Below are 25,679 nucleotides of genomic sequence, written 5' to 3' on the forward strand. Positions count from 1 at the left end.
GCTCCTGCTCCTTCGCTACGCTCGGGATCAGGATCAGGACCAGCATCGGGACGACGATCGGGTGATACGTCAGCGCGCGCGCGCGTCGGGGTAGAGCAGCGCGCTGCGGTCTTCCTGCACCAGCTTCGCCGGCAGCTTCCGCAGCACGTCGGCGTAGGGCGCGTCGCTCCACGCGTGCTGCGCGCGGCGGAAGGTCAGCACGAGCAGGTCGAGGTCGACCGCGTCGATCTGCTGGCCGGGCCACGTCTTGGGATCGGCGGCGTGGCGCGCGAGGTGGTCGACGGCCTTCCGCAGCGAGCCGCCCTCGGGCGCCTGGTAGCGCCACAGGTCCACGCCGACGTGGCGGCCCATCTCGGCCAGGCGCGTCAGCGCCTCGACGTTGAAGTTGCTGTAGTGGTACGAGCGCGTGCGCTCCAGCTCGATCGGCTGGTCGCCGGCGGGCGTGATCTGCCAGCCGATGCGCGGCTTCGCGCCCTCGATGATGGCGCGCGCCCCGGCCGTGTCGCCCGCGAACAGCGCCAGCGCCGCGGTCTGCGCGGCGTACCACGAGCCGTGGTTGTTGCGCGCCGCCTGCTCGTGCTTCCCGTTGGGGCTCTCGCGCAGCCACGTCGCGTAGGCCGCGCACCACTGCTCCATGCCGCGCTGGTCCTCGGCGCTCCAGGCGGGCGAGCCGCGCAGCAGCGCGACCGCGTCCACGGTCTCGATGAACCAGCGCGTGTCGATGATGCCGCTGCCGCGCTCCGCGGGGTTGCCGCGCACCAGCTGCGCGAAGCGCAGGTGCGGGTTCATGCGCGTCGCCGGGTCGAGGAACCAGCGGCGCACCTGCTCGGCCGCGCGGCGCGAGTACGCCTCGTTGCCGGTGAGGTGGTACGCCAGCGCGAGCGTCAGCGTGTTGGCGCCGAGCGCCGCGACGCGCGGCTGGTCGAGGTCGCGCTTGCTCTCGGGGTTCGTGACCCCGTCGCGCCGGACGTAGGGGAGCCCGTTCGCCTTGGTGGTGTCGGGCCACCAGTACGGCGAGAGGCTGAAGTAGTCGTGCGGGTCGTTGCTGGGCGCGAGGCCCGAGCGCTTGTCGGTCACCGCGACCAGCGGCGCGCGCAGCGCCTTGTCCGCGTCCTGCACCAGCTTGCGCAGCGCCGGCATCACCGACGCGTCGCCCGCGGCCACACGGCGCCGCGTCTCGGCCAGCGCCTCGGCACGCAGCACGATCGTGCGCGGCGCGTCGGTGCGGGAGGCCGTGGCGGCCGCCGGCGCCTGGGCGGCGGCGGTCACGGCCCGCGGGGCCGCGGCGTGCGCACCCGCGCACGCCGCGGTCGCCACGAGGGCGACGGGGAAGGCCAGCGCCCTCATGGCGAGGGTGCTCACTTGCAGATCACGTCCGTCCAGCCCGGGTTCTGGGCCAGCTGGTCGTTCAGCTCGCAGGCGCGCGCCGGGATCGGGTACAGCTTCCACTTGTCGTCGATCACCTGCCCGGCCACGAACTTCTCGGTGCTGCTGGTGAACGGGCTGCGGTTGAGCGTCGCGAGGTTGGCGACGTTGGCCTGCAGGCGCGACTTCGCCCACGCCCAGTTGCGCCGGCTGTCGAACACGCCGTGCATCTCCATCGCCAGCTCCAGGCGGCGCTCGGCGAACAGGCTGTCCTTGAACGCCGCCTTCGCGAGGCCGGCGGTCAGGTTCGGGATGCCCGCGCGCGTGCGCACGCGGTTCACCAGGGTGTACGCCTCCGCGGTCGGGCCGGAGATCTCGTTGATCGCCTCCGCCGTCGACAGCAGCACGTCGGCGTAGCGCAGCATCACGTAGTCCGGGCCCTCGGCGCCGCCGTCGGCGGCCGCGAAGTCCACGTACTTCCGCACGCCGGGGCCGGTGGAGCCGTAGTTGGTCGCCGTCTGGATGCCCGACGTCCACGCCCAGTTCACCGTCTTCCCGTTGTACGTGATCGACGTCAGCCACGTGCCGTTCTTGCGCACGTCCGTGGCCGCATACGAGTCGTAGAACGGACGCTCGGCCTGGAACTGGTTCTGCGCGCCGCCCTGGAAGATCTGCGGGCTGGTGATCGGCGAGAACCACTCGGTGAGCGTGCCGCCGTAGCCGTCGACGCGCGTGTTCTGGATCGACCAGATGATCTCGGGGCTGCGCTCGTTGCTGCCGTCGAACAGGCTCGCGTAGTTGGCGTCGAGCGAGTAGCCCGTCACCTGGCGCAGCGCGTCGAGCGCCTTCTGGTAGTCGCCCGTCACGCCGTACGCGCCGGCGTGCTGCAGGTACGCCTTGCCCAGCAGGGTGAGCGCGGCGCCCTTGGTGGCGCGGCCGAAGTCGCCCGTGGGCCAGCTCGCCGGCAGGACGGCCGCGGCCTCGGTGAGGTCCTTGGCGATCTGCGCGTACGTCTCGGCCGTCGTCGCGCGGGCCAGGTTGCCGCCGTCGATGCTCGTGGTCTCGGTGAGCTTGAGCGGCACGCCGCCGAACAGCCCCGCGAGCCAGTAGTAGTGCACCGCGCGCAGGAACTTCGCCTCGCCGATGATCTGCGCCTTGCGCGTCTCGTCCATCGGGACGTCGGGCACGCGGCCGATCACCGAGTTGGCGCGGTTGATCCCCGCGTAGGCCGCCTGCCACACCGACTCCAGGTACGGGTGCGACGACGTGAACTGGGCGTTGAAGTTGCCGATCAGCGACCGCTCGTTGGCGGCGCTGAGGCGGCTGGTCACGGTCTCCGTTGGGTACTCGACCAGCATGTACAGGTTGCGCCCGACGTAGTCGCTGCTGCCGAGCGGCGACTGGAGGTTGACGAACGTCGCGTAGGCGGCGTTGACGGCGGCGAGCGCGTCGCCGGCGTTGTTGTAGAAGGTCACCGGCGCGACGAAGTCGGACGGCACCTCGGTCAGGAAGTCGTCCGAGCACCCCGAGACCGCCGTCAGGGCGGCGAGGAGGGCGGCGACTCGCTTGGTATGCTTCATGTCGGTCCTCGGCCGGTCAGTAGGAGAAGTTCAGGCCGGCGGTCACCGTCCGCGCCAGCGGATAGGCGCCGATGTCGATGCCGCGGTTCGTGTTGCCGACCGACTGGCCGCTCACGTCGGGATCGAAGCCCGTGTAGTCGGAGATCGTGAACAGGTTCGTGCCGGTCACGTAGACGCGAGCGCCCGTGACGTTGGCGCCGCGCAGCAGCGAGCGCGGAATCCCGTACGACAGCGTCAGCGTGCGGAGGCGCAGGTACGAGCCGTCCTCGAGCAGGTTGGACGTGAAGTTGTTCGTCCCGACCTGGTTCGGGTTCTCGCCGATGCGCGGGTACTTCGCGTCCTGGTTCGTCGGCGTCCACGCGTCGAGGAAGCGCTCGCGCGACACGTTCACGCGCGGCGAGCTCTCGGTGCGGATGCGGTTGACGTTCAGCACCTTGCCGCCGTACGAGCCCTGGAGCAGCCCGGTCAGCTCGAGGCCCTTCCACCCGAAGGTGTTGGTGAGGCCGAGCGTGAACTTCGGCGTCGGATCGCCGATGTCCGTGCGGTCGTTCAGCGTGATGACGCCGTCGCCGTCCAGGTCCTGCACCAGCATGTCGCCGGCGCGGAAGGCGGAGTTGTTGAAGTTCTTGTACGTGACCGTCGCCGCCTGCGCCGAGTCGCGGATGATGCCCAGGCTGCGGAAGCCGTAGAACACGCCGATCGGCTTCCCCTTCTGGATCATCGAGCCGGGGAGGTTGTAGTCGGTCGTGATCAGGTCGGCGAAGATGCGGTCCGGCCCGCCGAGGTCGAGGACCTCGTTGCGGTTCGTCGCGTAGTTCAGGTTCGCGCGCCACGAGAAGGCGCCGCGGTCCTTCGCGTTGAAGATCTGCGCGTCGATCCCGAACTCGAAGCCGCGGTTCTCGACCGAGCCGCGGTTGGCGAGCGCGCTCTCGAAGCCCGTCTCCAGCGGGAGGCTGATCTGCAGCAGCAGGTCGCTCGTGCGCTTGCGGTAGTAGTCGGCCGTGACCGTGAAGCGGTCGAGGAAGCCGACGTCGACGCCGAGGTCCAGCTGGCGCGTCGTCTCCCAGGTCAGGTCCGGGTTGCCGACGGCGACCGGGTAGTAGCCGGCGTACGGCGTGCCGCCGAAGCTGTAGCCCTGGTCGTTGAGGCGCGACAGCGACTGGTACGGGCGGATGGACGGGTTGCCCGCGAGGCCGTACGAGGCGCGGAACTTCAGCTCGTCCAGCTGGTCGATGCCGCGCAGCCACGGCTCCGACGACGCGCGCCACGCCACCGCGGCGGACGGGAACGCGCCCCACTTCTTGCCCTCGGCGAAGCGCGAGTTGCCGTCGGCGCGGTAGGTCAGCGTGAACAGGTAGCGGTCGAGCAGCGAGTAGTTCACGCGGCTCAGCCACGACTCCAGCGCCTGCGCCGTGCGGCGCGACGAGATGCCGGGGCCGCCCTCCTGCGTGCCGGCGCCGATGTCGTAGTAGCCGGTGATGTCGCTGACGAAGTTCGTGTTGTTCATGTTCTCGCCATCGACGTCCGTGTGCTGGCGCGAGTAGCCGCCGAGGACGTTGATGTCGTGGATCCCGCCGAACTCGCGCTGGTAGGTCAGCGTGTTCTCGTTCAGCCACGAGGTCGTGTTGCTGCTGGCGCGGATCGCCTCGCCGCGCGACTGCTCGCCGCGGAGCGTCGTGCGCGGGTAGTACGTGTAGCGCCAGCGGTTCGCGTTGTCTGCGCCGAACGTGGTGCGGAAGCGCAGGCCCTCGAGGATGTCCACCTGGCCGAACACGTTGCCCAGGAGGCGCGTGTCGCTCAGGGAGTCCTTGACCTCGCGCGCCAGCGACACCGGGTTGGGCGTCTGCGGCGCGTCGAGCTGCGTCGCGAAGGCGTTGAGGTCCGTGTTGATGTACGAGTACGTCCCGTCGGCGCGGCGCACCGGCAGGATCGGCACGTACTGCAGCGCGCCCGAGATCGCGCCGGCGCCGGCGTTCTGCTGGCCCGACGACGGGATCGCCTTGCTGCGCGCCTGGCTGGCGGTGAACGAGCCGCCCAGCTCCACGCGCGAGCCGAACGCCTGGTTCAGGTTGAGGCGCGACGACAGGCGCCGCAGCCCCGAGCCGACGACCACGCCCTGCTGGTCGAACACGCCGCCCGAGAGGTTGTAGCGCGTCGGCGACGCGGCCGTGGTGGCGCCGCGCACCGAGAGCTGCAGGTTGCGCACGCCCGCGGTGCGGAAGATCTCGTCCTGCCAGTCGGTGTCCGTGCCCGCGGCCAGGATGCGCGCCTTCACGCTGTCCGGGAACGGCGTGTACGGCGTGCTGGCGTTGGCCGCGAAGGTGTTCGCGTAGTCCATGTACTGCTGCGCGTTCAGCAGGTCGTACGTCTTGGCGACCTTGGCCGCGCCGACGTACGTCTCCAGCCCGAACTGCGGCTTCGTGCCGCGGCCCTGGCGCGTCGTGATGATCACGACGCCGTTGGCGCCGCGCGCGCCGTAGATCGCCGTCGATGCCGCGTCCTTGAGGATGCTGATCGACTCGATGTCGCTCGGGTTGAGCGTCGAGAGCGGGTTGGGCGGCGTGGTGCGCGTGCGCCCGCCGTTGCCGGCCGACGAGCCCTCGATGTCGTTCTCGATCGGGAAGCCGTCGACCACGTACAGCGGCTCGGCGCTGCCGGTGATGGAGGACGTGCCGCGGATGCGGATCGACAGCGCGCCACCGGGCTCGCTCGACGCCGTCGTGACCTGCACGCCCGGCGCGGTGCCCTGCAGCACCTGGTCGATGGTGGCCACGGGCGCCTTGTCGAGCGCCTCGGTCGTCACGGTCGCCACCGAGCCGGTGACGTCGCGGCGGCTCTGCGTGCCGTAGCCGATGCTGACGATCTCGGCCAGCTGCACGGCCTGCGGCTGCAGCGTCGCGTTGGCGACGGCCGCCTGGCCGGGCGTGACGACGACCGTCTGCGTCACCGGCGCGTAGCCGATGCGCTGCACGCGCAGCTGGTGCGACCCGGCCGGCACGTTGCCGAGCGTGAACCGGCCGTCCGGGCCGGTGGAGCCGCGGACCTCGGTGCCGACGACCAGCACGTTGGCGCCGGCGAGCGGCTGCCCGCCGGGCGCGATGGTCACCGTGCCCGTGATCCGTCCCGTCTGCACCTGGGCATGCACGGCGACGGGAGCGGCGAGCGCGGCGAGCGAGCAGAGACCTTTCGCCCACTTCATGAGATGGTTCTCCGAACGGGAGGGAGGACGGGCGGCGGTCGGTCGCCGCCGGCTGGGGTTTGTACGCGGAACGAACATTCTCCGCGGCACTCCGGACTTCGAACCCGATTCCGGTGGCGCGCGGGGTACGGCGGATACAACGCGCGGGTCAGGGCGGGTGCTGGGATCTGAGCGTCAGGGTCATGACGGCGCCTCCGCGGCAGTCGCCAGCGCCGCGCGCTCGGCCAGCGAGCGGGGGCGGCGGTAGTGGGGCGCGGGGCGGGCGTCGACCGTGCGGGCGGCGGCCGGCGCGCCGCACGACCGGCGCACGATCAGCTCGGGCGCCAGCAGCTGCCGCGTCGGCGGGTGCTCGCCGCGCAGGCGGGCCAGGACCGTCTCCACCGCCAGCGCGCCGATCCGGTCCGTCGGCTGGCGCACGGTGGTGAGCGGGATGCTCGCGCGCGCCGCCAGCTCGATGTCGTCCAGCCCCACGACCGCGATGTCCTCGGGGACGCGGATGCCGTGCGCCAGCAGCCCGTCCATGAGCCCCAGCGCGCCCAGGTCGTTGTGGACGTAGATGGCGTCCGGCCGCTCCGCCATCGCCGCCACGTGCTCGCCGATCGTCCGCCCCGAGCGGTAGTCGTTCCACTCGCCCTCGTACGGGTACTCGAAGACGAAGCGGTCGTCGATCGAGAGGCCGGCCTCGCGCGCCGCCTTCCGGTAGCCGCTCGAGCGGAGCTCGAACATCGTGCTGCCGAACCGGTCGCCGACGTAGCCCAGCCGCCGGCGCCCGACCTCGATCAGGTGACGGCCGGCCAGGTAGCCGGCGTCGTGCAGGTCGCCGCCGACGAAGGGGACGTCCTCCCCCTCGATGAAGGAGACCATGACGAACGGGATGCCGGCGTCCTGGAGCGCCTGCATCGGCTCGCTCAGCCGGTAGGTGCGGCTCATCGACGCGATCACCAGCCCCTGGACGCCGAGGTCGAGGAAGCGGCGGATCTGCTCCTCCTCGCGGTCGAGCCGGTTGAGGCTGGACGAGAAGAGCAGCCCGTAGCCCGCGGCGTCGGCGCGCTGGAGCGCGGCGTGGGCGACGAGCGAGAAGAACGGGCTGCTCAGGTCGCGGAGCACGAAGCCGAGCATGGGCGCGCCGCTGCCCGTGTGGGGGCGGGCGTCGGCGCCGCCGCCCGCCGGGGCGGGCAGGGCGGGCGGCGCCGGGCGCACCGCCACGAACGTCCCGCGCCCCACGCGGCTGTGCAGCACCCCCTCGCTCACCAGGCCGGCCAGCGCCTTGTTGATGGTGATGAGCGAGACGTCGTAGTGGCGGGCGAGCTCGCGGTGGGGCGGCACGCGGGCCCCGACGGGCAGCACCCCGGCGACGATGCGCTGCCGCAGGTCGGCGGCGACCTGCTGGTAGAGCGGGGTGGCCGAGCCGGGGTCGATGCTGCTGCTCACGACGCGCCTCTGCGGAGGGGACGCCGGCGCGGGAGGGGCGTGCGCCGGTGCCGGGACGCGTCTCCATCGGGGGGCGATGGGGGCGGTCCGACAGCGCCGCGATAGTACGCCGCGGGAATTGATATTGTCAATGGTATTGCACAGCAGCAACGAAACGATGACGGCGGCGGCCGCCGGCGGTATGCTCCGACGTCGCCCGCCTCCGCCCTCGATGTCGCCGTCCCGCCCTCCCCGCCTCCCGCGTCTCGCCGCGCTCGGGCTCCTCGCCCTGGTCGCCGCCTGCTCCGATCCCGCGCGGCCGGACGGGGACGGGACGCCGCCCCCGCCCCCGCCCCCGCCGCCCGCCGTCGTCCCCGACTCGCTCGCCTTCCCGGTCGTCCCCGGCGGCCGCCTCTGGCTCCACGGCGACGCGCGCGACTCGCTCGGCACCCCCTCCGACACGCTGGTCCGCTTCACCGTCCTCGACACGACCGTCGCCACCGTCGACGAGAAGGGCCAGGTCACCGGACGCCGCCCCGGCCGCACGGTGGTCGTGGGGTCGGCCGCCGGCCGCACCGTCCGCCTCGCGGTCGTCGTGCGTACGGTGCGCTACCGCGACGTCTGGCCCTCGGCCGGGGACGACGGCTGCGCCCTCACGACTGACGGCGAGGCGCTCTGCTGGGGCGGGAACTCCAACGGGATGATCGGCGCCGAGACGCTGCGGTCGTGCGCCTGGATCAGCCCGAGCCAGGGCTACCGGTGCGGGTCATGGCCCAGCGACGCGCCCACCTTCGTGCGCACCCGCGCGCGCTTCACGACGCTGGCCGTCGGCTGGGGGCGGCGCTGCGGCCTCACCGCCGACGGCCGCGTGTTCTGCTGGGGGGCGCTCGCCGCGACGACGAACGGCATCGTCCCGTGCGCCGACACGCTGCCGCGCGGCCGGTGCGACTACGCGCCGCGCGAGGAGCCGACCCCGCTGCCGTGGGCGCGGCTGGCCGTCGGGGCGTGGCTGGTCAACGGCACCACGTGCGCCCTCGCGGCGGGCGGCGCTCCCTGGTGCTGGGGCCACGACTGGGCGGGGAACGCGGGTGGCGCCGGCGAGTCGTCACCCTCGCCCGCGACCGTCCCCGCGCCGACGCCGGTGCGCGCGGCGCCGCCGCTGCGCGACCTCGCCATGGGACCGGCCGTGACGTGCGGCCTGGACGCGGACGACGCGGTGTGGTGCTGGGGCTACCGCTACTACTTCGGCAACGACACCGCCGGCGTGCGTGGGCCCGAGGCGGTGCGCGAGCCGGTTCGCGGCGCGAACGGGATGCGCTTCGCGGCGATCTCCATGGCCAACGGCGGCTGCGGCCTCACGCGCGCGGGCGAGGCGTGGTGCTGGTGGTATGGCACGCGCCCCGCGCCCGCCGCACCGGGTCGCACCTTCGTCACCATCTCCGCCGGCGAGGTCTCGGCCTGCGGGCTCACGGCCGACGGCGAGGGGTGGTGCTGGCCGTACAACCGCGCGCCCATCCCGATCACGCAGGGGCTGCGCTTCCGCACCTTCCGCGTCGAGTCGTACACGGCGTGCGGGATCGCGCTCGACGGACGCGCGTGGTGCATCCCCTACCAGGCGAACGGCGAGAACCCGCCGGGCGCCGTGGGCGCGCCGAGGATCCTCGCCGGGCAGGACTGACCGCGCGGGCCGGTCCCGGTCACCACACGCGCGTCACACGCCCACGCGCATCCGCTGCGCGACGGCGGGCGGCATCACGACGTCGTCGTCCGCCTCGTCGTCGAACGTCTCGTGCTGCGGGCGCGCATCGCCCGCGCCCAGCGTGAAGGCGTCGAGCGCCGCCTGCAGCCCGCTGGCCTCGTCCGACAGCTCCACCGCCGTCGCCGCGCTCTCCTCGGCGTTGGACGCGGCGTGCTGCGTCACGCGGTTCATCTGCTCGGTGGCGGCGGTGATCTGCGCGACGCCGTCGGCCTGACGCGCGCTCGCGGCCGCGATCTCGCCCATCACCGCGCTCGCGCGCGCGATCTCGCCCGCGATCTCGTCGAAGCGCGCCAGCGCGTCGGCGCCGAGCGTGACGCCCTCGTCGGCGGTGCGCACGCTGCCCTCGATGAGGTCGGCCGTGTCGCGCGCCGCACCCGCGCTCCGCAGCGCGAGCGCCCGCACCTCCTCGGCGACGACCGCGAAGCCGCGGCCCGCATCGCCGGCGCGCGCGGCTTCCACGGCGGCGTTGAGCGCGAGCAGGTTGGTCTGGAACGCGATCTCGTCGATCGTCCGCACGATCTTCGCCGTCTGGTCGGCCGACGACTTGATGCGGTGCACCGCGTCCGCGAGGCGGCGCATCCCCTCGCGCCCCGACTCCGCGCGCTCCAGCGCCGTGCCGGTCAGGCGGTTGACCTCCTCGCTGTTCTGCGCCGCCAGGCGCGCCTCGGCGCCCAGCTCCGCGAGCGACGCCGACACCTCCTCCAGCGAGCTGGCCTGCTCGCTGGTGCCCGCGGCCAGCGACTCGCTGCCGGTGCTGATGCGCGCCGCCGCGTCGCCGACGCGCGCGGCCGCGTGGCCGACGTCCGCCAGCGTGTCGCGGACGTTGTCGAGCGCGCGGTTCAGCGACGCCGCCAGCGCGGCGTGGTCGCCGCGATACGCGCCGTCCATGCGCGCGCTCAGGTCGCGCTCGGCCACGCGCACCAGCACCGCGGCGGCCTCGGTGAGCGGGGCCGTCATCGCGTCGAGCATGCGGTTGGTGCCGCCCACGAGCTCCGCGTACGCGCCCTCGAACGCGGCGGCGTCGCCGCGGCGCCGCAGGTCGCCGTCGCGCGCCGCGTCGATGAGCGCCTGCGTCTCGGTGGAGACGCGGCGCAGCGTGTCCGTCGCGCGGGCCATGCTGCGCGCCAGCGCGTCCTGCTCGGAGCGCGGCGCGACCTTCACCGACAGGTCGCCGCGGGCCAGCGAGTCGGCGGCGCCGGCGACGTCCTTCAGGTAGCCGATGGTCTCGCGGAACGACTGCGCGAGCGTCCCCAGCTCGTCGGCCGAGCGGTGCTCGACCACCTGGTCCACGTCGCCGCGGGCGATGCCCTGCGCGGCGCGCGCCATGCCGCGCAGCGCGGCCAGCACGTTGCGGATGATCCACGCCGAGAGCAGCGCCAGCACGAGGATGCCGATCACCAGCACGGCCGAGACGACGGGCACCGTCTGCGCCTGGTTGGCGCGCGCGGTCGCGAACGCGGCCGACACCGCGGCCTCCTGGCGCCTGGTGCGCGCGGCGAGGCTGTCCTTCAGCGCGTTGTACGAGGCGCGCATCGTCTGCACGCCGGCCATCACGGAGTCCTGCGAGACCGTCGTGTCGCCCGCGGCGGCGGCGATCATGCGCTCGGTGGCGGGGCGCGCGGTCGTGTAGTAGGTGGCGGCCATCGCCTGCAGCGCGTCCAGCTCCGCGGCGCGCACGGTGGGGTTGGCCTTCGACGACTCCAGATGGCCCTTCAGCACGCCCGCGACCGAGTCGGCGGCGGTGAGCGCGCCGGCGTCGCTGGCGGCGACGGCGTCCTGCATCACGCGCTGCAGCACCGTGAGGTCGGCCTCCGCGGCGCGGCTCTGGTCGAGCGCCGCGTAGTGGCCGCGCTCCAGCGTGACGAAGTCCGCCTGCGTGCGGCGGCCGAAGAAGAAGGTGGCGGCAAGGACGAGCACCGCGCTGACACCCGCGAGCGTGGGCAGGAGGACGATCTTCGCGCGAACCGTGAGCGTGGGGAGACGGAGCATCAGTAGAAGGAGTGACGTGAGGCTGGGTCACGCGGCCGCACCGGCGACGACGCCGCGGCCGGACGGGTCAGAGTGTCGACCGATCTGCTCCCTTCTTTACCGAGGAATTCACGATTTTCACCAAGTGCCACAAGGCTTTCTGACGTTTTCGTGAATCATGCGTTCCTCGCTGAAGAATCGAGATGACACCGCCGATATGAAGCGGCAGTCGCGAGTGCATGCACGACATCTCGCACTGTGACACTCCCCTGCAACACGCCTCGTTCCACTCCTCTCCCTCCCCCCATGTCGCATCATCGCCTCGTCTCGCGCGCCGGCCTCGGGCTCGCGCTCGGACTGATGGCGGCGCCGGTGTCCGGCGTCTCCGCGCAGGAAGTGCTCGAGCGCCTCGAGCTGCACGGCGCCCTGAACGCGGGCTACGGCCGCGCGGACAGCATCGGCGTCTTCGGCATCCCGCAGAAGGGCACGTCCGACTACCGCGTCTTCACGCTGCAGGGGCGCTTCGCGCTGACGCCAAAGGACCACATCGTCGCGCAGGTGTTCAACCGCCGCCTCGGCGCGAGCCCGCTGGCGGGCGCGATCGCGGACGTGACGATGCAGTGGGCCTACTGGCAGCACAAGGAAGGCGACTTCACCGTGAAGGTGGGCCGCAACCCGCTGCCGCGCGGCCTGCTGAACGAGGTGCGCTACATCGGTACGGTGATCCCGTTCTTCCGTCCGCCCACCGAGCTGCAGCTCGAGGCGTTCGACGCGATCGACGGCGCGGTCGTCAGCTACCGCCACGAGCTGCCCTTCGGCATCGGCTTCGAGCAGCACGCCTTCGCGGGCGGCAGCGAGAACCGCACGGTGGCCAGCACCGCGCAGGGCCAGCAGCTCCGCATCGCCCGCACGGAGAACATGTTCGGCGGCCAGAGCTACCTGACGCTGCCGGTCGCGAACGCGAAGCTCGGCCTGTACGGCGCGCGCTACGGCTTCATCCAGACCACCGGCCGCGGCTATCGCTCGAACGTGATGGGCAGCGCCGAGGCGACCGTGAGCATCTTCAAGCTGCAGACGGAGCACGGCCGCATCACGGGCTACGGCCCGGTGAACGACAACCGTAGCGGCTACACGTGGCTGACGACGCGCCTGCACGACCGCTTCGCGATCGCGGGGCAGCACGCCTACACGATCCGCAAGCTGTACGCGACCAACCCGGCGGCGAACCGCATGTACATGGACACGCGCACCGCGGGCGTCGCGGGCGTGTTCTCGCTCACCGGCAGCACGGTGCTCAAGCTCGAGCACCACTGGCGCGAAGGCTACGCGTTCGACACGTCGGTGCCGGTGATCCGCTCGCAGACTCCCACGTCGGTCGTGATGGCGCCGGCTTCGAAGACGCGCTACATCCTGGCCAGCGTCGCCGCTTCCTTCTGAGGACCCGAAGATGACCCCCAAGTTTCTCGCGCGGCTCGTCGCCGTCCTCACCGTCTGTCTGCTCGGCACGGCGGCCCGCCCGCTCGCGGCGCAGGAGTTCAAGCTCGTCGCCAACGCCTCGCTGGCCGTCGACGCGATCGACGCCCCGACGGCGCAGAAGGTGTTCCTGAAGCAGGTCACGAAGGTCGGCGGCGCGTCGGTGACGCCCGTCGACCAGGCTCCGGCCGCCGCGGTCCGCGAGGCCTTCTCGAAGAAGGTCGTCGGCCGTCCGGTGGGCGCGGTCCAGCAGTACTGGCAGCAGAAGATCTTCTCGGGCGGCGACGTGCCGCCGGCGACGAAGGCCTCCGACAAGGACGTGCTGGACTTCGTGAAGGCGACGCCGGGCGCGATCGGCTACGTCAGCGCGGCGGCGGGCACGGACGGCGTGAAGGTCCTGAGCCTGAAGTAAGCGCACCTTCCGCAGCTTCGAGCGCCCGCTCCGCGACGTCGCGGGGCGGGCGCTCGTGCGTCGCGGCGCTCGCGCGCGGATCTGACGGCGGCTTCATGGCGTCGGCCGCGATTCCCGTCATCCGGAATCGTCGATCTCGCGAGATGGGATACGTCTTTCTGACACTTTCGTGAAACGCGCATTCGCGCGTTCAGGAACGTTCCGGGCGGGCCGATACGGGAGGACGAGGCGCCGGGTGGTGCAGCGCCGCTGCACCGGAATCCGGCACGCTTGAACCCCGCATCACTCCATTCCGTCTCCATGTCGTCGCACTCCCGCGTCACGCGCACGGGCCTCCGTCTCGCGCTCGGCCTGCTCGCCGTGCCGACTGCCGCCGCTTCCGCGCAGTCCGTCTTCGATCGCCTCGAGCTCCACGGCTCGCTCAACGCCGCCTACGGCCGCGCCGACACGCTCGGCGTCTTCGGCGTCCCGCAGCAGGGCACGTCGGACTATCGCGTCTTCACGCTGCAGGGCCGCTTCTCGCTCAGCGACAGGGACCAGATCGTCGCGCAGGTCTTCAACCGCCGCCTGGGCACCAGCCCGCTGGCCGGCGCGATCAGCGACGTCACCATGCAGTGGGCGTACTGGCAGCACAAGGAAGGCGACCTGACGGTGAAGGTGGGCCGCAACCCGCTGCCGCGCGGCCTCTCGAACGAGGTGCGCTACATCGGCACCGTGCTGCCGTTCTTCCGTCCGCCGCTCGAGCTGACGCTGGAGGCGTTCGACGCCATCGACGGCGCGGTGGCGAGCTACCGCCAGGACCTCGGGGCCGGCATCACGCTGGAGCAGTACGCGTTCTTCGGCGGCAGCGAGGCTCGCTCGCTCGTCACGACGAGCACCGGCGCCGGCGTCCGCATGGCGCGCACCGAGAACATGTTCGGCGGCCAGTCGTACCTCACCTTCCCGGTCGCGGGCCTCAAGCTCGGCGCCTACGGCGCGCGCTACGGCTACGTGCAGTCCACCGGCCGCGGCTACCGCACGAACTACGTGCTGTCGGCGGAGTCGTCGATCGACCGCCTGAAGGTGCAGTCGGAGCACAGCCGCATCACCGGCCCCGGCCCGTCGAACGACAGCCGCATGACCTACGTGCAGGGCACCGTGCGCGTCGTCGACCACTTCTCGGTCGCTGGCCAGCACTCGCGCACCGACCGCCGCCTGTACTTCGCGAACCCGTCGCTCGACCGGATCATCCCCGAGGTCCGCACGAACGGCGTCTCTGGCATCGTCGCGCTGCCGGCCAACACGGCGCTCAAGCTCGAGCACCACTGGCGCAAGGGCTGGTCGTTCGACACGCCGACGTCCCCCGTGGCCTCGCAGACCGCGACCTCGGTGACGCTCTCGCCCAAGCGGGACGCGCGCTACTTCCTGGTCAGCCTCGCCACCTCCTTCTGAGGCCCACGCACACATGATCCCGCAGATGCTCTCGCGCGTCGCCGCGCTCGCCGGGCTCGCGCTCGCCCTCCTCGCCGGCGCGCCGCGCGCCGCCGCGGCACAGGAGTTCAAGCTGGTCGCGCACACGTCGCTCTCGGTCGACGCGATCGATGCGACGACCGCGCAGAAGGTGTTCCTCAAGCAGGTGAACAAGGTCGGCGGCGCCGCCGTCACGCCGGTCGACCTGGCGCCCGCCTCCGCGGTGCGCGAGGCCTTCTCCAAGAAGGTCGTCGGGCGTCCGGTCGGTGCGGTGCAGCAGTACTGGCAGCAGAAGATCTTCTCCGGTGGCGACGTGCCGCCGGCGACGAAGGCGTCGGACAAGGACGTCGTCGAGTTCGTGAAGAACACGCCGGGCGCGATCGGCTACGTCAGCGCCGGCGCGAGCACCGACGGCGTGAAGGTCCTGAGCCTCAAGTAAGCGCACGCCAGCGGCGGTCCGGGCACGTGCCCGGGCCGCCGTTCCTCCCTCCCGCCTCCTTCCTCCCGCCATGTCGCCCCTTCGCCTCGCGACCCGCGCCGGCCTGTGCGCGGCGCTCGTACTGGCGCCGCTCGCCGCGGCGTCCGCCCAGGATCCGCTCGACCGCCTCGAGCTCCATGGCTCGCTGAACGCCGCCTACGGCCGCTCGGACACGCTCGGCGTCTACGGCATCCCGCAGAAGGGGACGTCGGACTACCGCGTCTTCACCCTGCAGGGCCGGTTCGCCCTGACGGCGAAGGATCAGGTGGTCGCGCAGGTGTTCAACCGCCGCCTCGGCACCAGTCCGCTCGCGGGCGCGATCAGCGACGTGACGATGCAGTGGGCGTACTGGCAGCACCGTGAGGGCGACGTGACGGTGAAGGTCGGGCGCAACCCGCTGCCGCGCGGCCTGCTGAACGAGGTGCGCTACATCGGCACGGTGCTGCCGTTCTTCCGCCCGCCCATGGAGCTGCAGAGCGACGCCTTCGACGCGATCGACGGCGTGGTGCTCGGCGTCCGGCGCGAGCTGGGGAAGGGGATCGACCTGGAGCAGCTCGCGTTCTTCGGCGGGAGCGAGTGGCGCGCCGTCGCCACGACGTCCACCGGCACGCAGGTCCGCGTGGCGCGCACCGAGAACATGTTCGGCGGGCAGAGCTACCTCACGCTGCCGGTCGCGAACGCGCGGCTCGGGCTGTACGGCGCACGCTACGGCTTCGTGCAGCCGACGGGGCGCGGCTACCGCTCCAACGTCATCGCCAGCGCGGAGGCGACGGTCGACCGCGTGAAGCTGCAGACGGAGCACGGGCGCATCACCGGCTACGGGCCGAGCAACGACAACCGGAGCGGCTACGTGCAGGCGACGGTGCGGCTGGTGGACCACTTCTCGGTCGCGGGCCAGCAGGCGTACACGAACCGGAAGCTCTACTTCGCGAACACCGCGATGAACCGGATGTTCGCCGAGGTGCGCACGGTGGGCGCGTCGGGGATCGTGACGCTGCCGGGCGGCGCGGTCGCGAAGCTGGAGCACCACTGGCGCCGCGGCTACGCGTTCGACACGCCGGTCACGGTGGTCGCGTCGCAGACGCCGACCAGCTTCACCTTCGGGCCGCGCCGCGACTCGCGCTACTTCCTCGCGAGCGTCGCCGCCTCATTCTGAGGCACGCGCGCCACAGTCGCCGGTGAGTCGACGGGCCCGCGCCACCACGGTGACGCGGGCCCGTCGTGCGTGAGCGCATGCGATCGGCGGGCGCCACCGGAAGGCGCGGTCCTTGCCGCTGGCACGGGTACACCCTCCGCCCACCGGACGATGCCCGAGTCGACCCGTTCCCGCGCCGCGGCCCTGCTCGCGCTGGCGCTCGCCCTGCTCGGCAGTGCCCCGCGCGCGCTCGCGGCGCAGGAGTTCGTCGTCGTCGCGCACCCGTCGCTCAAGGTCGACGTCGTGAAGCAGTACGTGGTGCAGCGCGTCTTCCTGAAGCAGGCCGACAGGGTCGGCGGCGTGCGCGTGACGCCGGTGGACCAGAGCGTCGGATCGGCCGTGCGCGACGCGTTCTCGAAGCGCGTCGTCCGCCAGCCGGTGATCGAGGTGCGCCGCTACTGGCAGCAGCAGCTCTGGGCCGGCGGCGAGCGTCCGCCCGAGACCCGCACGTCCGACGAGGAGGTGCTCGAGTTCGTGCGGACGACGCCCGGCGGGATCGGCTACGTGAGCGCGGCCGCCGATACGTTCGGCGTGAAGGTGCTGCGGGTGAAGTAGCGGCGCCTCAGCGCGCTGACTTCGCGGCCTTCCAGCGCAGCAGCGCCTCGACGAAGTAGTAGTCCGTGTAGACCATGCCGACGTCGATCTCGCGGTTCTGCGGGTGGTCGCCGACGGTGTGCAGCAGCACCGAGCGCTCCGGCCGCCCGGTCGCGAGGTAGTCGCGCGCGAGCGCGGTGAGCATCCGCTCGGCGCCGGCGCGGTAGCGCGCGGCGGTCGGCGCGTCCACCAGCTTCGCCAGCTCCAGCAGCCCCGACGCCGCGATCGCCGCCGCGGACGCATCGCGCTCCGTGTTCGGGATCGCCGGATGGCGGAAGTCCCAGAACGGCACGCCGTCCGCTGGCAGGTGCGCGAGGAAGAAGTCGGCCGCGCGCCGCGCGCCGGCCAGCAGGTCGCGGTTGCCCGTCTCCCGCGCCGCGGCACCGAGTCCATAGATCGCCCACCCCTGCCCGCGCGCCCACGCCGACGAGTCGTTGACGCCCTGCCAGGTCGTGCGGCGCAGGAAGCGGCCGCTCTGCGGGTCGAACAGCGCGACGTGCGCCACGCTCCCGTCCTCGCGCACGTGCGCCTGCATCGACGTCAGCGCGTGCCGCTCGGCCAGCGCCCTGAGCGACGGATCGCCGCCGTTGCGCGCCGCCCAGAACAGCATCTCCAGGTTCATCAGGTTGTCGACGATCACCGGGTAGCCGCCCTCCCACTCGCGGCGCCGGTCGGTGACGCGGTCGAGGTCCCACGACTTGATGGCGCCCACGCGCGGGTTGAAGCGCTTCGCCAGCGTCGCGCTCCCCTCCAGCACCACGGCCCTGGCGCGCGCGTCCTGCGTCAGCCGCCACTGGTGCCCGAAGCTGTCGAACAGCACGAAGCCGAGGTCGTGCGTCGTCGTCACGCGCGCCATCGTGTCGAGTCCCGTGGTCCAGCGCGCGGCCTGCTCGCGCCAGTACGGGTCCTTCGTGTGCTCGTACAGGTACCACATGGTGCCCGGGAAGAACCCGTTGGTCCACGACACCGGGCCGCGGCGGTCCCAGTTGCCGTCGGCGAGCGTGTGGCGCGGCCAGCCGTCCTTGGGGTCCATCGCGTCGGCCGAGCGGCGGAGCTGCGTGGCGGCGAACGTCAGCGCGCGGTCGGCCAGCGTGTCGAGCGCGGAGGCCGTGCCCACGGTCGGATCCGCGCTGCGCGCGGCGCCGCGGGCGGGCGTCACGACGTCCGGATAGAGCAGCCGCGAGCGGTGCGCCGCGGTGCGCGACGCCGGCAGCGCGGCCAGCGGCGCCGTCAGCGACGGATCGCCCAGCGCCAGCGCGGCGCGGCGCAGCGGCAGGATCAGCGAGTCCGGCTCCACGGTGCCGACCATCGTGCCCGCCCACTTCTTCGCGGGGTCGGCGTACGGCGCCACGAACTCGAACGCCCGCTTGAGCGACGCGCCGCTCGGCGCCGACCAGTGCCAGACGTCCACGCCGATCGCGCGCGCCGTCTCGGCGATGCGCGCCATCGCCTCGAGGTTGAAGATGCTGTAGTGCAGCGGGCGCGTGCGCGCGAGCTCCTCGGGCTGCGTGCCGTCGGCGGCGATCTGCGCGGCGAGGCGCGCGGGCGCGGTGCGGGTCGCGATCTCGCGCACGACCGCCGTGTCGCCCACGAACAGCGCGACGCCCGCGAGCTGCGCGTCGTACCAGATGCCGTGGTTGTTCGTCTCGTCCGCCTCGTCCTTCCCGTGGTCGCTGGTGCGCAGCCACTCCAGGTAGGTGCGCATCCACGTCTGCAGGCCGCGCTCGTCGGCGTCGCTCCAGCCGGGCGTGCCGCGCAGCAGGCGCACCGCGTCGGCCACGCGGGCCAGCTCGCGCGTGTCGATGATGCCGATGCCGCGCCCCTCGGTCACGCCGGGGATCGCCTGCCCGTAGCGCAGGTGCGGCCGCATGCCCGTCGCGGAGTCGAGGAAGAAGCGGCGCAGCAGCATGCCGGCGCGCCGTGCGTAGCGCGCGTCGCCCGAGAAGTAGTGCGCGAACGCCAGCGTCTCGACCGCGTCGGTGAGCGCGTACAGCCGCGGGCTGTCCGAGCTGCGGCGCGTCACCGGGTTCACCACGCCGTCGCGGCGGATGAAGGGGAGGCCGTTCGGCTTCGTGGAGTCGGGCCACCAGTACGGCCCGAAGCTCTGGTAGTCGCGCTTGTCCCCGCTCGGCGGCGCGAGCTCCTTGTCGGTCACCGACCACGGGCCCGCGGTCAGCGCCGCGCGCGCGTCGGCGAGCAGCGCGTCGTACGCGGGGCGCAGCGACGCGTCGCCCGCGCGCAGCCGCTGCCGCGCCTTCTCGATCTGGTCGGAGCGCCAGAGCACGAGCGCTGGCGTGCTGCCGGTGTTCGCGTCCTTTCGCACCGGCTGCGCGCCCGCGGCGGACGCGAGGCCGAGCAGCGCGGCGACGAGCAGGCGTGCCTTCGAACGCGCCTTCATGCGGAGGCTCCCGCGATGCCTTCCCATAGTCCCTGCAGGTAGGTCGCGCCGAGGGCGCGGTCGTAGAGGCCGTAGCCGGGGCGGCCGGTCTCGCCCCAGATCATGCGGCCGTGGTCGGGGCGCATGGGGCCGGAGAAGCCGGTGGCGTGCAGCGCGCGCAGCACGGCGTGGAAGTCGACGTGGCCGAAGCGCGACGGATGCGGCGCCTCGTGGAACCGGCGGTCGCCGGTGAGCGCGACGTTCCGGCAGTGCGCGAAGTGGATGCGGCCGCGCGCGCCGATCCGCCGCGCGATCGCGGGCAGGTCGTTCGCCGGGTCGGCGCCGAGCGATCCCGTGCAGAACGTCACGCCGTTGGCGGGGCTGTCCACGAGGTCGCAGAGGCGGTCGAACGCCGCTGCATTGGTGACAATCCGCGGTAATCCAAAGATCGGCCACGGCGGATCGTCCGGGTGGATCGCCATGCGCACGTTCGCGCGCTCGGCCACCGGTGCGACGCGCTCCAGGAAGTACGCGAGGTGCTCCCACAGCCGCTCGGCGTCCACGTCGCGGTACGCGGCCAGCAGCGCCGCCAGCTCCTCGGCCGTGTACGCGGTCGCCCAGCCCGGCAGGTCGCCCGTGCCCCGCGACAGGTCGATGCGCGCCAGCGCCGCCTCGTCGTACGCCAGCGCCGTCGAGCCGTCGGGCATCGGCATCGCGAGGTCGGTGCGCGTCCAGTCGAAGATGGGCATGAAGTTGTAGCAGAGCACCGGGATGCCCAGCGCGCCCATCGCCTCCACGCTCGCGCAGTACGCGTCGATCAGCCGGTCGCGCGTCGGGCGCCCGAGCTTGATGTCCTCGTGCACCGGGATGCTCTCGATCACCGCGACGTGCAGCCCCGCGTCGTCCACCGTCGCGGCGAGCCGCTCCAGCTTCTCGCGCGGCCATGCCTCGCCCACGGGCACGTCGTACAGCGCGCTCACCACGCCCCGCACGCCCGGGATCTGCCGCACGTGCGCGAGCGGGATCGGGTCGTCGGGGCCGAACCAGCGGAACGTCATCTCCATCGCATCACGTCCAGGTCGTCCAGTGCGTCGTCATTTCGAGGGCGCGACGTCCGGCGTCCAGTCGCCGAGCGTGCGCGCGATGGTGTAGGATCTCAGGTCGCCGGGGCCGAGCACGCGGCGCGTGGGGCTGGCGACGGCGCCCGGACCCGTGCTGCCGGCCTCGTAGAAGCGCGCGACCGCCGGCTCGAACCAGTAGCGCACCTGCGTCGCCGAATCCACCGACGACATGCGGTCCCACCCGGCGACGGTGATGTGGTCGTCCATCCAGCAGTCGAGGAAGACCGCGCTGCTGACGGCCATCGGCGTCGCCGACGGATGCCACGGCCGCCCGAGCGCGACGCTGTTCGCCGCCATCGCGGGCGACTCCTTCTTCAAGCGGCTGCGCACGAACAGGAACCCGATGGGCGACGCGGCGTCGGTGCTGGGCGCCGTCACGTAGCCGTTGTTGCGCGGGTCGCCGCGGTCGCGGCTGAGGATGTCGCAGTCCTCGAACACCGCGCGCGCCGCGCCGAAGATGAAGTCGACGTGGCCCGAGATCTCGCAGCCGCGCAGGTAGACGCGTCCCGCGTTGGCGAAGAAGGTGTCCTGGTAGCCCGTCATGCGGACGTCGAGCAGCACCGCGCGGTCGCTGCCGTCGGTGAGCGCGAGCGCGACGGCCTGGGTGCCCTGCAGCTTCGTGGGATCGCCGTCGGGCTTGCGCGCGTTCGCCGGGTAGTCGAACGCGTTCTCCACGGTCAGCTGCTCGGCGCGGAAGCCGGGCGCCGTGACGCGCAGCGTCCAGCTGCCGCGCGTGCCCAGCACGCCGCCGCCCTTTGCCGGCGTGCCCGCCGCGTCGTCCCAGCTGATGACGGTCGAGTCGCGGTGCGCGCCGATCAGCCGGACGTTCGGCCGGTCCACCGAGAGCTTCTCGCGGTAGCGGCCCGCGCGCAGGCGGACGACGAACGGGCGGCGGCCGTCGCGCGGCGCGGCCGCCAGCGCGGCGCCGAGCGTGCGGTAGGTGCGCACGCCGCCCACGCGCGCGCCCTCGGCGCCGGCGTGCCGCGCGTCGACGACGGCATCGGCCGACTGCGCGTGGGCGGCCGTCGCGGCGAGGGCGACGGCCACCAGCGCCGCGACCGGCCGCGCCGCGACGGGCCTCACCGCGCGGCGGTCCCCGCGGGGAGCGTCACCGCGATCGGCGCCGCGAGGCGCTGCGCGAACCGGTCGAGATAGGCCCACCACGCCTGCGGGGTCGGGAAGTCGCCGCTCGCCGTCCACCCCGCGCCGACGTAGTGCACGACGGGCTGGCCCGGCGTCGCACGGCTGACGGCCAGGTAGTGGCCGTGCGCCTCCTTCCAGTCGACCACGCGCTCGCGCGGTAGCATCACCGCGTTTCCGAGCTCGCCGTGGCCGCCGTTCTTGGGCGCGACGGGACCCCAGCCGGTCAGCCATGCCCACGTGTTCGCCTTGCTCGTGATCCCCACGAGGCCCGGGCGCTTCACGACGCCGATGACGTACGGCAGCTCCTGCGTGCCGTCGGCGGTGAAGATGCTGGTCGTGCGGTACAGGTTCTGGCCCGCGTCGATGGCGATGCGCTTCACCTCGGAGACCTTGCGGCCGTCCGCGGTCCACGGGTCGTAGCGCAGCTCGAACACGCCGCGCAGCGGTCCCCTGGCGATGATCCGGTACGACTTGAAGTTGTCGGCGCGCCAGAGCGTGTCGCGCGACCAGACCGCGACGCCGCCGGTGCCGAGCGTCGGGCCGACGTCGTAGAAGTCGGCGCCCTCGCCGGTGTCGACGTGGTACTGGTCGTGGCCCTTCGTGTACCACTTCTCGACGATCAGCGCGCGCGTCCGCTTGGGCCAGACGTCGATGCCGCTGCTGTGGAGCGGCTCGTACTCCGGGTTCTTCCAGAGCCCCTGCCCGTAGATGCGGAAGCCGATGCGGTCGCTCTCCCACGCGACGTCGTCGCGCGGCGGGTCGTAGCGCACGTCCACCCGGGCGACCGGCTTCTGCGTCGGCGCCACCGCCTCGACGGTGAAGCTCTTCACCTCCTTCGGCCAGAAGTCGGCCTGCAGCAGCAGCTCGTCGTCGGTGCCGTCACCGTCGTTGTCCACCACCTGCGACGTCAGCTCGCGTCCCGCCGCGTCGAGCACGCGCACCTTCGCGGGCGCGGCGGCGGGGAGCGCGCGGCGCACCGCCGCCCATGGCACCGCGACGATCTCCTCCGTGCGCGCGACGTTCAGCGTGTTCTCCGCGCGGAGCGTCACGCGTGCGGGCGACTGCGCGGCAGCCGACGCCAGCGGCGCGGCGACCAGCAGGAGGGGGAGGGCGGTGCGAGCGTTCGAGCGGCGCATCAGCGGAGCGTCTCCATCGCGACGGGGTCCATGTCCGCGTAGTCCTGGTTCTCGCCGCCCATCGCCCAGCAGAAGGCGTAGGCGCGCGTGCCGCAGCCGGCGTGCACCGACCACCCGGGCGAGAGCGCGACCTCGCCGTCACGCACCACCAGCGTGCGCGTCTCGGTCGGCTCGCCGAGCAGGTGCAGCACCATCGCGTCCGACGGCAGGTCGAAGTAGAGGTACACCTCGGAGCGGCGGTCGTGCGTGTGCGCGGGCATCGTGTTCCACACGCTCCCGGGCTCCAGCGTCGTCACGCCCATCACGAGCTGCGCGCTCTGCGCGCCGCGCTGGTGGATGTAGCGGCGGATGCGGCGCTTGTTCGACGTCTCGGCGCTCCCGAGCTCCAGCACGTCCGCGTCGGCGGCCGCGATGCGCGTCGTCGGATGCGCGGCGTGCGCCGGGTAGCTCACGAGGTAGAAGCGCGCGGGCTTTGTCGCGTCGTCGCTGGCGAACGTCACCTCGCGGCTGCCGCGGCCGACGTAGAGCACCTCGTGCGCGGCCAGGGCGTGCGCCGTGCCGTCCACCGTCACCGTGCCCGCGGCGCCCGTGTTCAGCACGCCCAGCTCGCGGCGCTCGCAGAAGTACTCGGCCTTCAGGTCGCCCGGCGTCGGCAGCGACAGCGGCGCGGTCGTCGGGACGGCGCCGCCGAGCACCACGCGGTCGAGGTCCACGAGGCGGAGCGTGATCGCGCCCGGCACGAACAGCCCCTGCACGAGGAAGTGCGCGCGCAGCTCGGAGGTGTCCATGCGGCGGGCGGCGGACGCATTCGGGAGGTATTGCATTCGGCTCTTGGGTGTCATCCCGGTCCCGAGCGGAGCGAGGGAGAGGGATCTCGTGTGCATGTCACGTCACGACGCAGGGAGAGAGGGTCCCTCGCTGCGCTCGGGACGACAGTTCATCGCGCCATCCACCCGCCGTCGACCACGAGCACGTGCCCGTTGACGTAGTCGGCGGCCGGCGAGGCGAGGAAGACGACGGCGCCCGCCAGGTCCTCGGGCGTGCCCCAGCGCGCGGCCGGGATGCGCGCCGAGATCTGCTCCAGGCGCACCGGGTCCTGGCGCAGGCGCTCGGTGTTGTCGGTCTCGAAGTAGCCGGGCGCCACCGCGTTCACCTGCACGCCGTGGCGCGCCCACTCGTTGGCGAGCGCCTTCGTGAGCCCCGCGACGGCGTGCTTGCTGGCCGTGTAGGCGGGCACGGTGATGCCGCCCTGGAACGAGAGCAGCGACGCGACGTTGACGATCTTGCCGCGGCCGCGCGCCACCATCCCGCGCCCCAGCCGCTGCGACAGCACCCACACCGCGTCGAGGTTGGGGCGGAGCACCGCCTCCCACTCCTCGAACGGATAGTCCACCGCCGGGTGGCGGCGGATGGTGCCCGCGTTGTTCACGAGGACGTCGATGTCGCCCGCCTCGCGCTCGGCCGCGTCGGCCAGCGCCAGCACCGCGTCGCGGTCCGAGTGGTCGGCCTCCAGCTGCCAGGCGCGGCGCCCGAGCGCACGCACCGCGGCCGCCGTGTCGTCGGTGCCGCTGCGCTTCGTGCTCGCGCACACCACGTCGGCGCCCGCCTGCGCCAGGCCCACGGCGATCGCCTGCCCGAGCCCGCGGCTGGCGCCGGTGACGAGCGCGGTGCGGCCCGCGAGCGAGAATCGCGCGAGATGCGCGTTCGCGTCGCTCATCGGCCCAGCTCCAGCGCGGCGAGGATGAAGGGGCCCACGCCCTTGTAGTCGTCGGTCACGACCGGCTCGCTGACGTAGTACGCGAACGAGCCGTCGCGGTACGAGCCGTCCCTGCGGAGCGAGCCGCCCAGTCCCGACACCTGCACGACGTTGATGAGCGACACGGTGCCGTCCGGGTTCTCGCGCACGAGGTTGGAGAGGAGGCCGTCGAAGCCGCGCTCGGCCACGCGGCGGTAGCGCGCGTCGAGGTAGCCGAGCCGCGCGCCCTTGGCGAGCGCGTAGGCGAACATGCTGGAGGCGCTCGCCTCCAGGTAGTTGCCGGCGCGGTTGGGCTGGTCCATCACGTCCCACCAGAGCCCCGTCACCGGGTCCTGCACGCGCGCGATGCCGTCCGCCGCGTCGCGCAGCGTCTGCACGATCGCCGCGCGGTCGGGATGGCTGCTGGGCAGGTGGTCGAGGGTCTCGACGACGGCGACGACGTACCATCCCATCGCGCGGCCCCAGACGTTGGGCGAGAGGCCCGTCGCGCTGTCGGCCCACTTCTGCGCGCGCGCGGCGTCCCAGCCGTGGTACATGAGGTTCGTGCGCGGGTCGCGCGTGTGCCGCGCCACTAGCAGGAACTGCCGCGCCACGTCGTCGAACGCGGAGTCGCGCGCGGCGGGCGTGGCCAGGCTGCGCGCGTACTGGGCGGCGAACGGCTGCGCCATGAACAGCCCGTCCAGCCACATCTGCTGCGGGTAGACCTGCTTGTGCCAGAAGCCGCCCTCGCTCGTGCGCGGGTGCGTGCGCAGCTGCGCGCGCAGCCGGTCGGCGGCCTGGCGGTAGCGGGCGTCCTTCGTGCGCTCGTGCAGCGACAGCAGCACGCGTCCCGGCGCCACGTGGTCGAGGTTGTACTCCTCCGGCTCGTAGCCGTCGATGCTGCCGTCGGCCTTCACGAACCGGTCCATGTTCCGCTGCACGTAGGCGAGCATCGCCGTGTCGCGCCGCGCCTGGCCGACCTTCTCGATGGCGCCGAGGACCACGCCCGCGGTGTAGTCCCAGCGGCGGTGCACCTGCGGGTTACGGCGCATGACGGATTCGGCGACGCGCGCCGACCATGGGCGGCCGCCGGACGGCCGCGGGCGCGGCGGCGCGTGCGGGATCGCGAGCGGCGCGTCGTTCGGCTGCGCGCTGCCCTCGCCGAGCTGGATGGAGGCCGGCAGGTGCTTCACGTCCGGCGCCGTCTGCGCGCGCGCGGTGGGCGCGAGCGCGCACAGCGCCATCGTGACGGCGAGAACGGAGGAGGTGTGGAGTCGGGTCATTC

General features: G+C 72.8%; 19 protein-coding genes. 7 read left to right on the forward strand and 12 right to left on the reverse strand.

What is annotated here, in order from left to right:
- Positions 1 to 69: 69 nt before the first annotated feature.
- From rosag_RS01150 to rosag_RS01165, 4 genes are all read right to left on the reverse strand, one after another.
- Positions 70 to 1,362 (reverse strand): alginate lyase family protein, encoded by a 1,293-nt coding sequence (locus rosag_RS01150; RefSeq protein WP_284348163.1) that lies wholly within the window; start codon positions 1,360 to 1,362, stop codon positions 70 to 72.
- Positions 1,359 to 2,945, reverse strand: coding sequence for a RagB/SusD family nutrient uptake outer membrane protein (locus rosag_RS01155; RefSeq protein WP_284348164.1), 1,587 nt, complete (start codon positions 2,943 to 2,945; stop codon positions 1,359 to 1,361). Before rosag_RS01155 ends, rosag_RS01150 begins: the two co-directional genes overlap by 4 nt.
- Positions 2,946 to 2,961: 16 nt before the next feature.
- Positions 2,962 to 6,144: a SusC/RagA family TonB-linked outer membrane protein gene (locus tag rosag_RS01160; RefSeq protein WP_284348165.1), complete on the reverse strand. Its 3,183-nt coding sequence runs from the start codon at positions 6,142 to 6,144 to the stop codon at positions 2,962 to 2,964.
- Positions 6,145 to 6,324: 180 nt separating this feature from the next.
- A complete protein-coding gene (locus rosag_RS01165) occupies positions 6,325 to 7,575 on the reverse strand; it encodes a GntR family transcriptional regulator (RefSeq protein WP_284348166.1) in 1,251 nt (416 codons plus the stop codon).
- Positions 7,576 to 7,786: 211 nt separating this feature from the next.
- Between rosag_RS01165 and rosag_RS01170 the strand changes: the two genes are divergently transcribed.
- Positions 7,787 to 9,232, forward strand: a complete 1,446-nt coding sequence (locus tag rosag_RS01170; RefSeq protein WP_284348168.1) for a hypothetical protein — start codon at positions 7,787 to 7,789, stop codon at positions 9,230 to 9,232.
- A gap of 33 nt (positions 9,233 to 9,265) precedes the next feature.
- Here the strand turns inward: rosag_RS01170 and rosag_RS01175 are convergent, their stop codons facing one another.
- Positions 9,266 to 11,302, reverse strand: a complete 2,037-nt coding sequence (locus tag rosag_RS01175; RefSeq protein WP_284348169.1) for a methyl-accepting chemotaxis protein — start codon at positions 11,300 to 11,302, stop codon at positions 9,266 to 9,268.
- A gap of 285 nt (positions 11,303 to 11,587) precedes the next feature.
- Here rosag_RS01175 and rosag_RS01180 point away from each other — a divergent pair, with 285 nt between their 5' ends.
- From rosag_RS01180 to rosag_RS01205, 6 genes are all read left to right on the forward strand, one after another.
- Entirely contained in the window at positions 11,588 to 12,718 is a 1,131-nt protein-coding gene (locus rosag_RS01180) for a hypothetical protein (RefSeq protein ID WP_284348170.1), read from the forward strand.
- Between the two features lie 10 nt (positions 12,719 to 12,728).
- Positions 12,729 to 13,166: a type 2 periplasmic-binding domain-containing protein gene (locus tag rosag_RS01185; RefSeq protein WP_284348171.1), complete on the forward strand. Its 438-nt coding sequence runs from the start codon at positions 12,729 to 12,731 to the stop codon at positions 13,164 to 13,166.
- 300 nt (positions 13,167 to 13,466) lie between these two features.
- Complete coding sequence (locus rosag_RS01190) at positions 13,467 to 14,597, forward strand: hypothetical protein (protein WP_284348172.1); 1,131 nt, start codon at positions 13,467 to 13,469, stop codon at positions 14,595 to 14,597.
- Positions 14,598 to 14,610: 13 nt separating this feature from the next.
- Positions 14,611 to 15,054, forward strand: coding sequence for a type 2 periplasmic-binding domain-containing protein (locus rosag_RS01195; RefSeq protein WP_284348173.1), 444 nt, complete (start codon positions 14,611 to 14,613; stop codon positions 15,052 to 15,054).
- A gap of 70 nt (positions 15,055 to 15,124) precedes the next feature.
- Entirely contained in the window at positions 15,125 to 16,249 is a 1,125-nt protein-coding gene (locus tag rosag_RS01200; RefSeq protein ID WP_284348174.1) for a heme oxygenase-like domain-containing protein, read from the forward strand.
- Between the two features lie 150 nt (positions 16,250 to 16,399).
- The gene (locus rosag_RS01205) at positions 16,400 to 16,843 is read left to right on the forward strand and encodes a type 2 periplasmic-binding domain-containing protein (RefSeq protein WP_284348176.1); all 444 of its coding nucleotides are present in this window, start codon (positions 16,400 to 16,402) and stop codon (positions 16,841 to 16,843) included.
- A 7-nt stretch (positions 16,844 to 16,850) separates the two neighbouring features.
- On the opposite strand, the gene rosag_RS01210 is transcribed toward rosag_RS01205, so the two are convergent.
- The 7 genes from rosag_RS01210 to rosag_RS01240 are packed head-to-tail and all read right to left on the reverse strand — an operon-like array spanning position 16,851 to position 25,677.
- Positions 16,851 to 19,280: an alginate lyase family protein gene (locus tag rosag_RS01210; RefSeq protein ID WP_284348177.1), complete on the reverse strand. Its 2,430-nt coding sequence runs from the start codon at positions 19,278 to 19,280 to the stop codon at positions 16,851 to 16,853.
- Positions 19,277 to 20,323, reverse strand: a complete 1,047-nt coding sequence (gene uxuA / locus rosag_RS01215; RefSeq protein WP_284348178.1) for a mannonate dehydratase — start codon at positions 20,321 to 20,323, stop codon at positions 19,277 to 19,279. Before uxuA ends, rosag_RS01210 begins: the two co-directional genes overlap by 4 nt.
- A 30-nt stretch (positions 20,324 to 20,353) precedes the next feature.
- Entirely contained in the window at positions 20,354 to 21,463 is a 1,110-nt protein-coding gene (locus rosag_RS01220; RefSeq protein WP_284348179.1) for a pectinesterase family protein, read from the reverse strand.
- Complete coding sequence (locus tag rosag_RS01225) at positions 21,460 to 22,659, reverse strand: DUF4861 domain-containing protein (protein ID WP_284348181.1); 1,200 nt, start codon at positions 22,657 to 22,659, stop codon at positions 21,460 to 21,462. Before rosag_RS01225 ends, rosag_RS01220 begins: the two co-directional genes overlap by 4 nt.
- Complete coding sequence (gene kduI / locus rosag_RS01230; RefSeq protein WP_309298171.1) at positions 22,659 to 23,543, reverse strand: 5-dehydro-4-deoxy-D-glucuronate isomerase; 885 nt, start codon at positions 23,541 to 23,543, stop codon at positions 22,659 to 22,661. Before kduI ends, rosag_RS01225 begins: the two co-directional genes overlap by 1 nt.
- A gap of 53 nt (positions 23,544 to 23,596) precedes the next feature.
- The gene (kduD, locus tag rosag_RS01235; RefSeq protein ID WP_284348183.1) at positions 23,597 to 24,376 is read right to left on the reverse strand and encodes a 2-dehydro-3-deoxy-D-gluconate 5-dehydrogenase KduD; all 780 of its coding nucleotides are present in this window, start codon (positions 24,374 to 24,376) and stop codon (positions 23,597 to 23,599) included.
- Positions 24,373 to 25,677, reverse strand: coding sequence for a glycoside hydrolase family 88/105 protein (locus rosag_RS01240; RefSeq protein WP_284348184.1), 1,305 nt, complete (start codon positions 25,675 to 25,677; stop codon positions 24,373 to 24,375). Before rosag_RS01240 ends, kduD begins: the two co-directional genes overlap by 4 nt.
- Positions 25,678 to 25,679: the final 2 nt, after the last annotated feature.

The sequence above is a fragment of the Roseisolibacter agri genome (assembly GCF_030159095.1).
Classification (GTDB): Bacteria; Gemmatimonadota; Gemmatimonadetes; order Gemmatimonadales; family Gemmatimonadaceae; genus Roseisolibacter; species Roseisolibacter agri.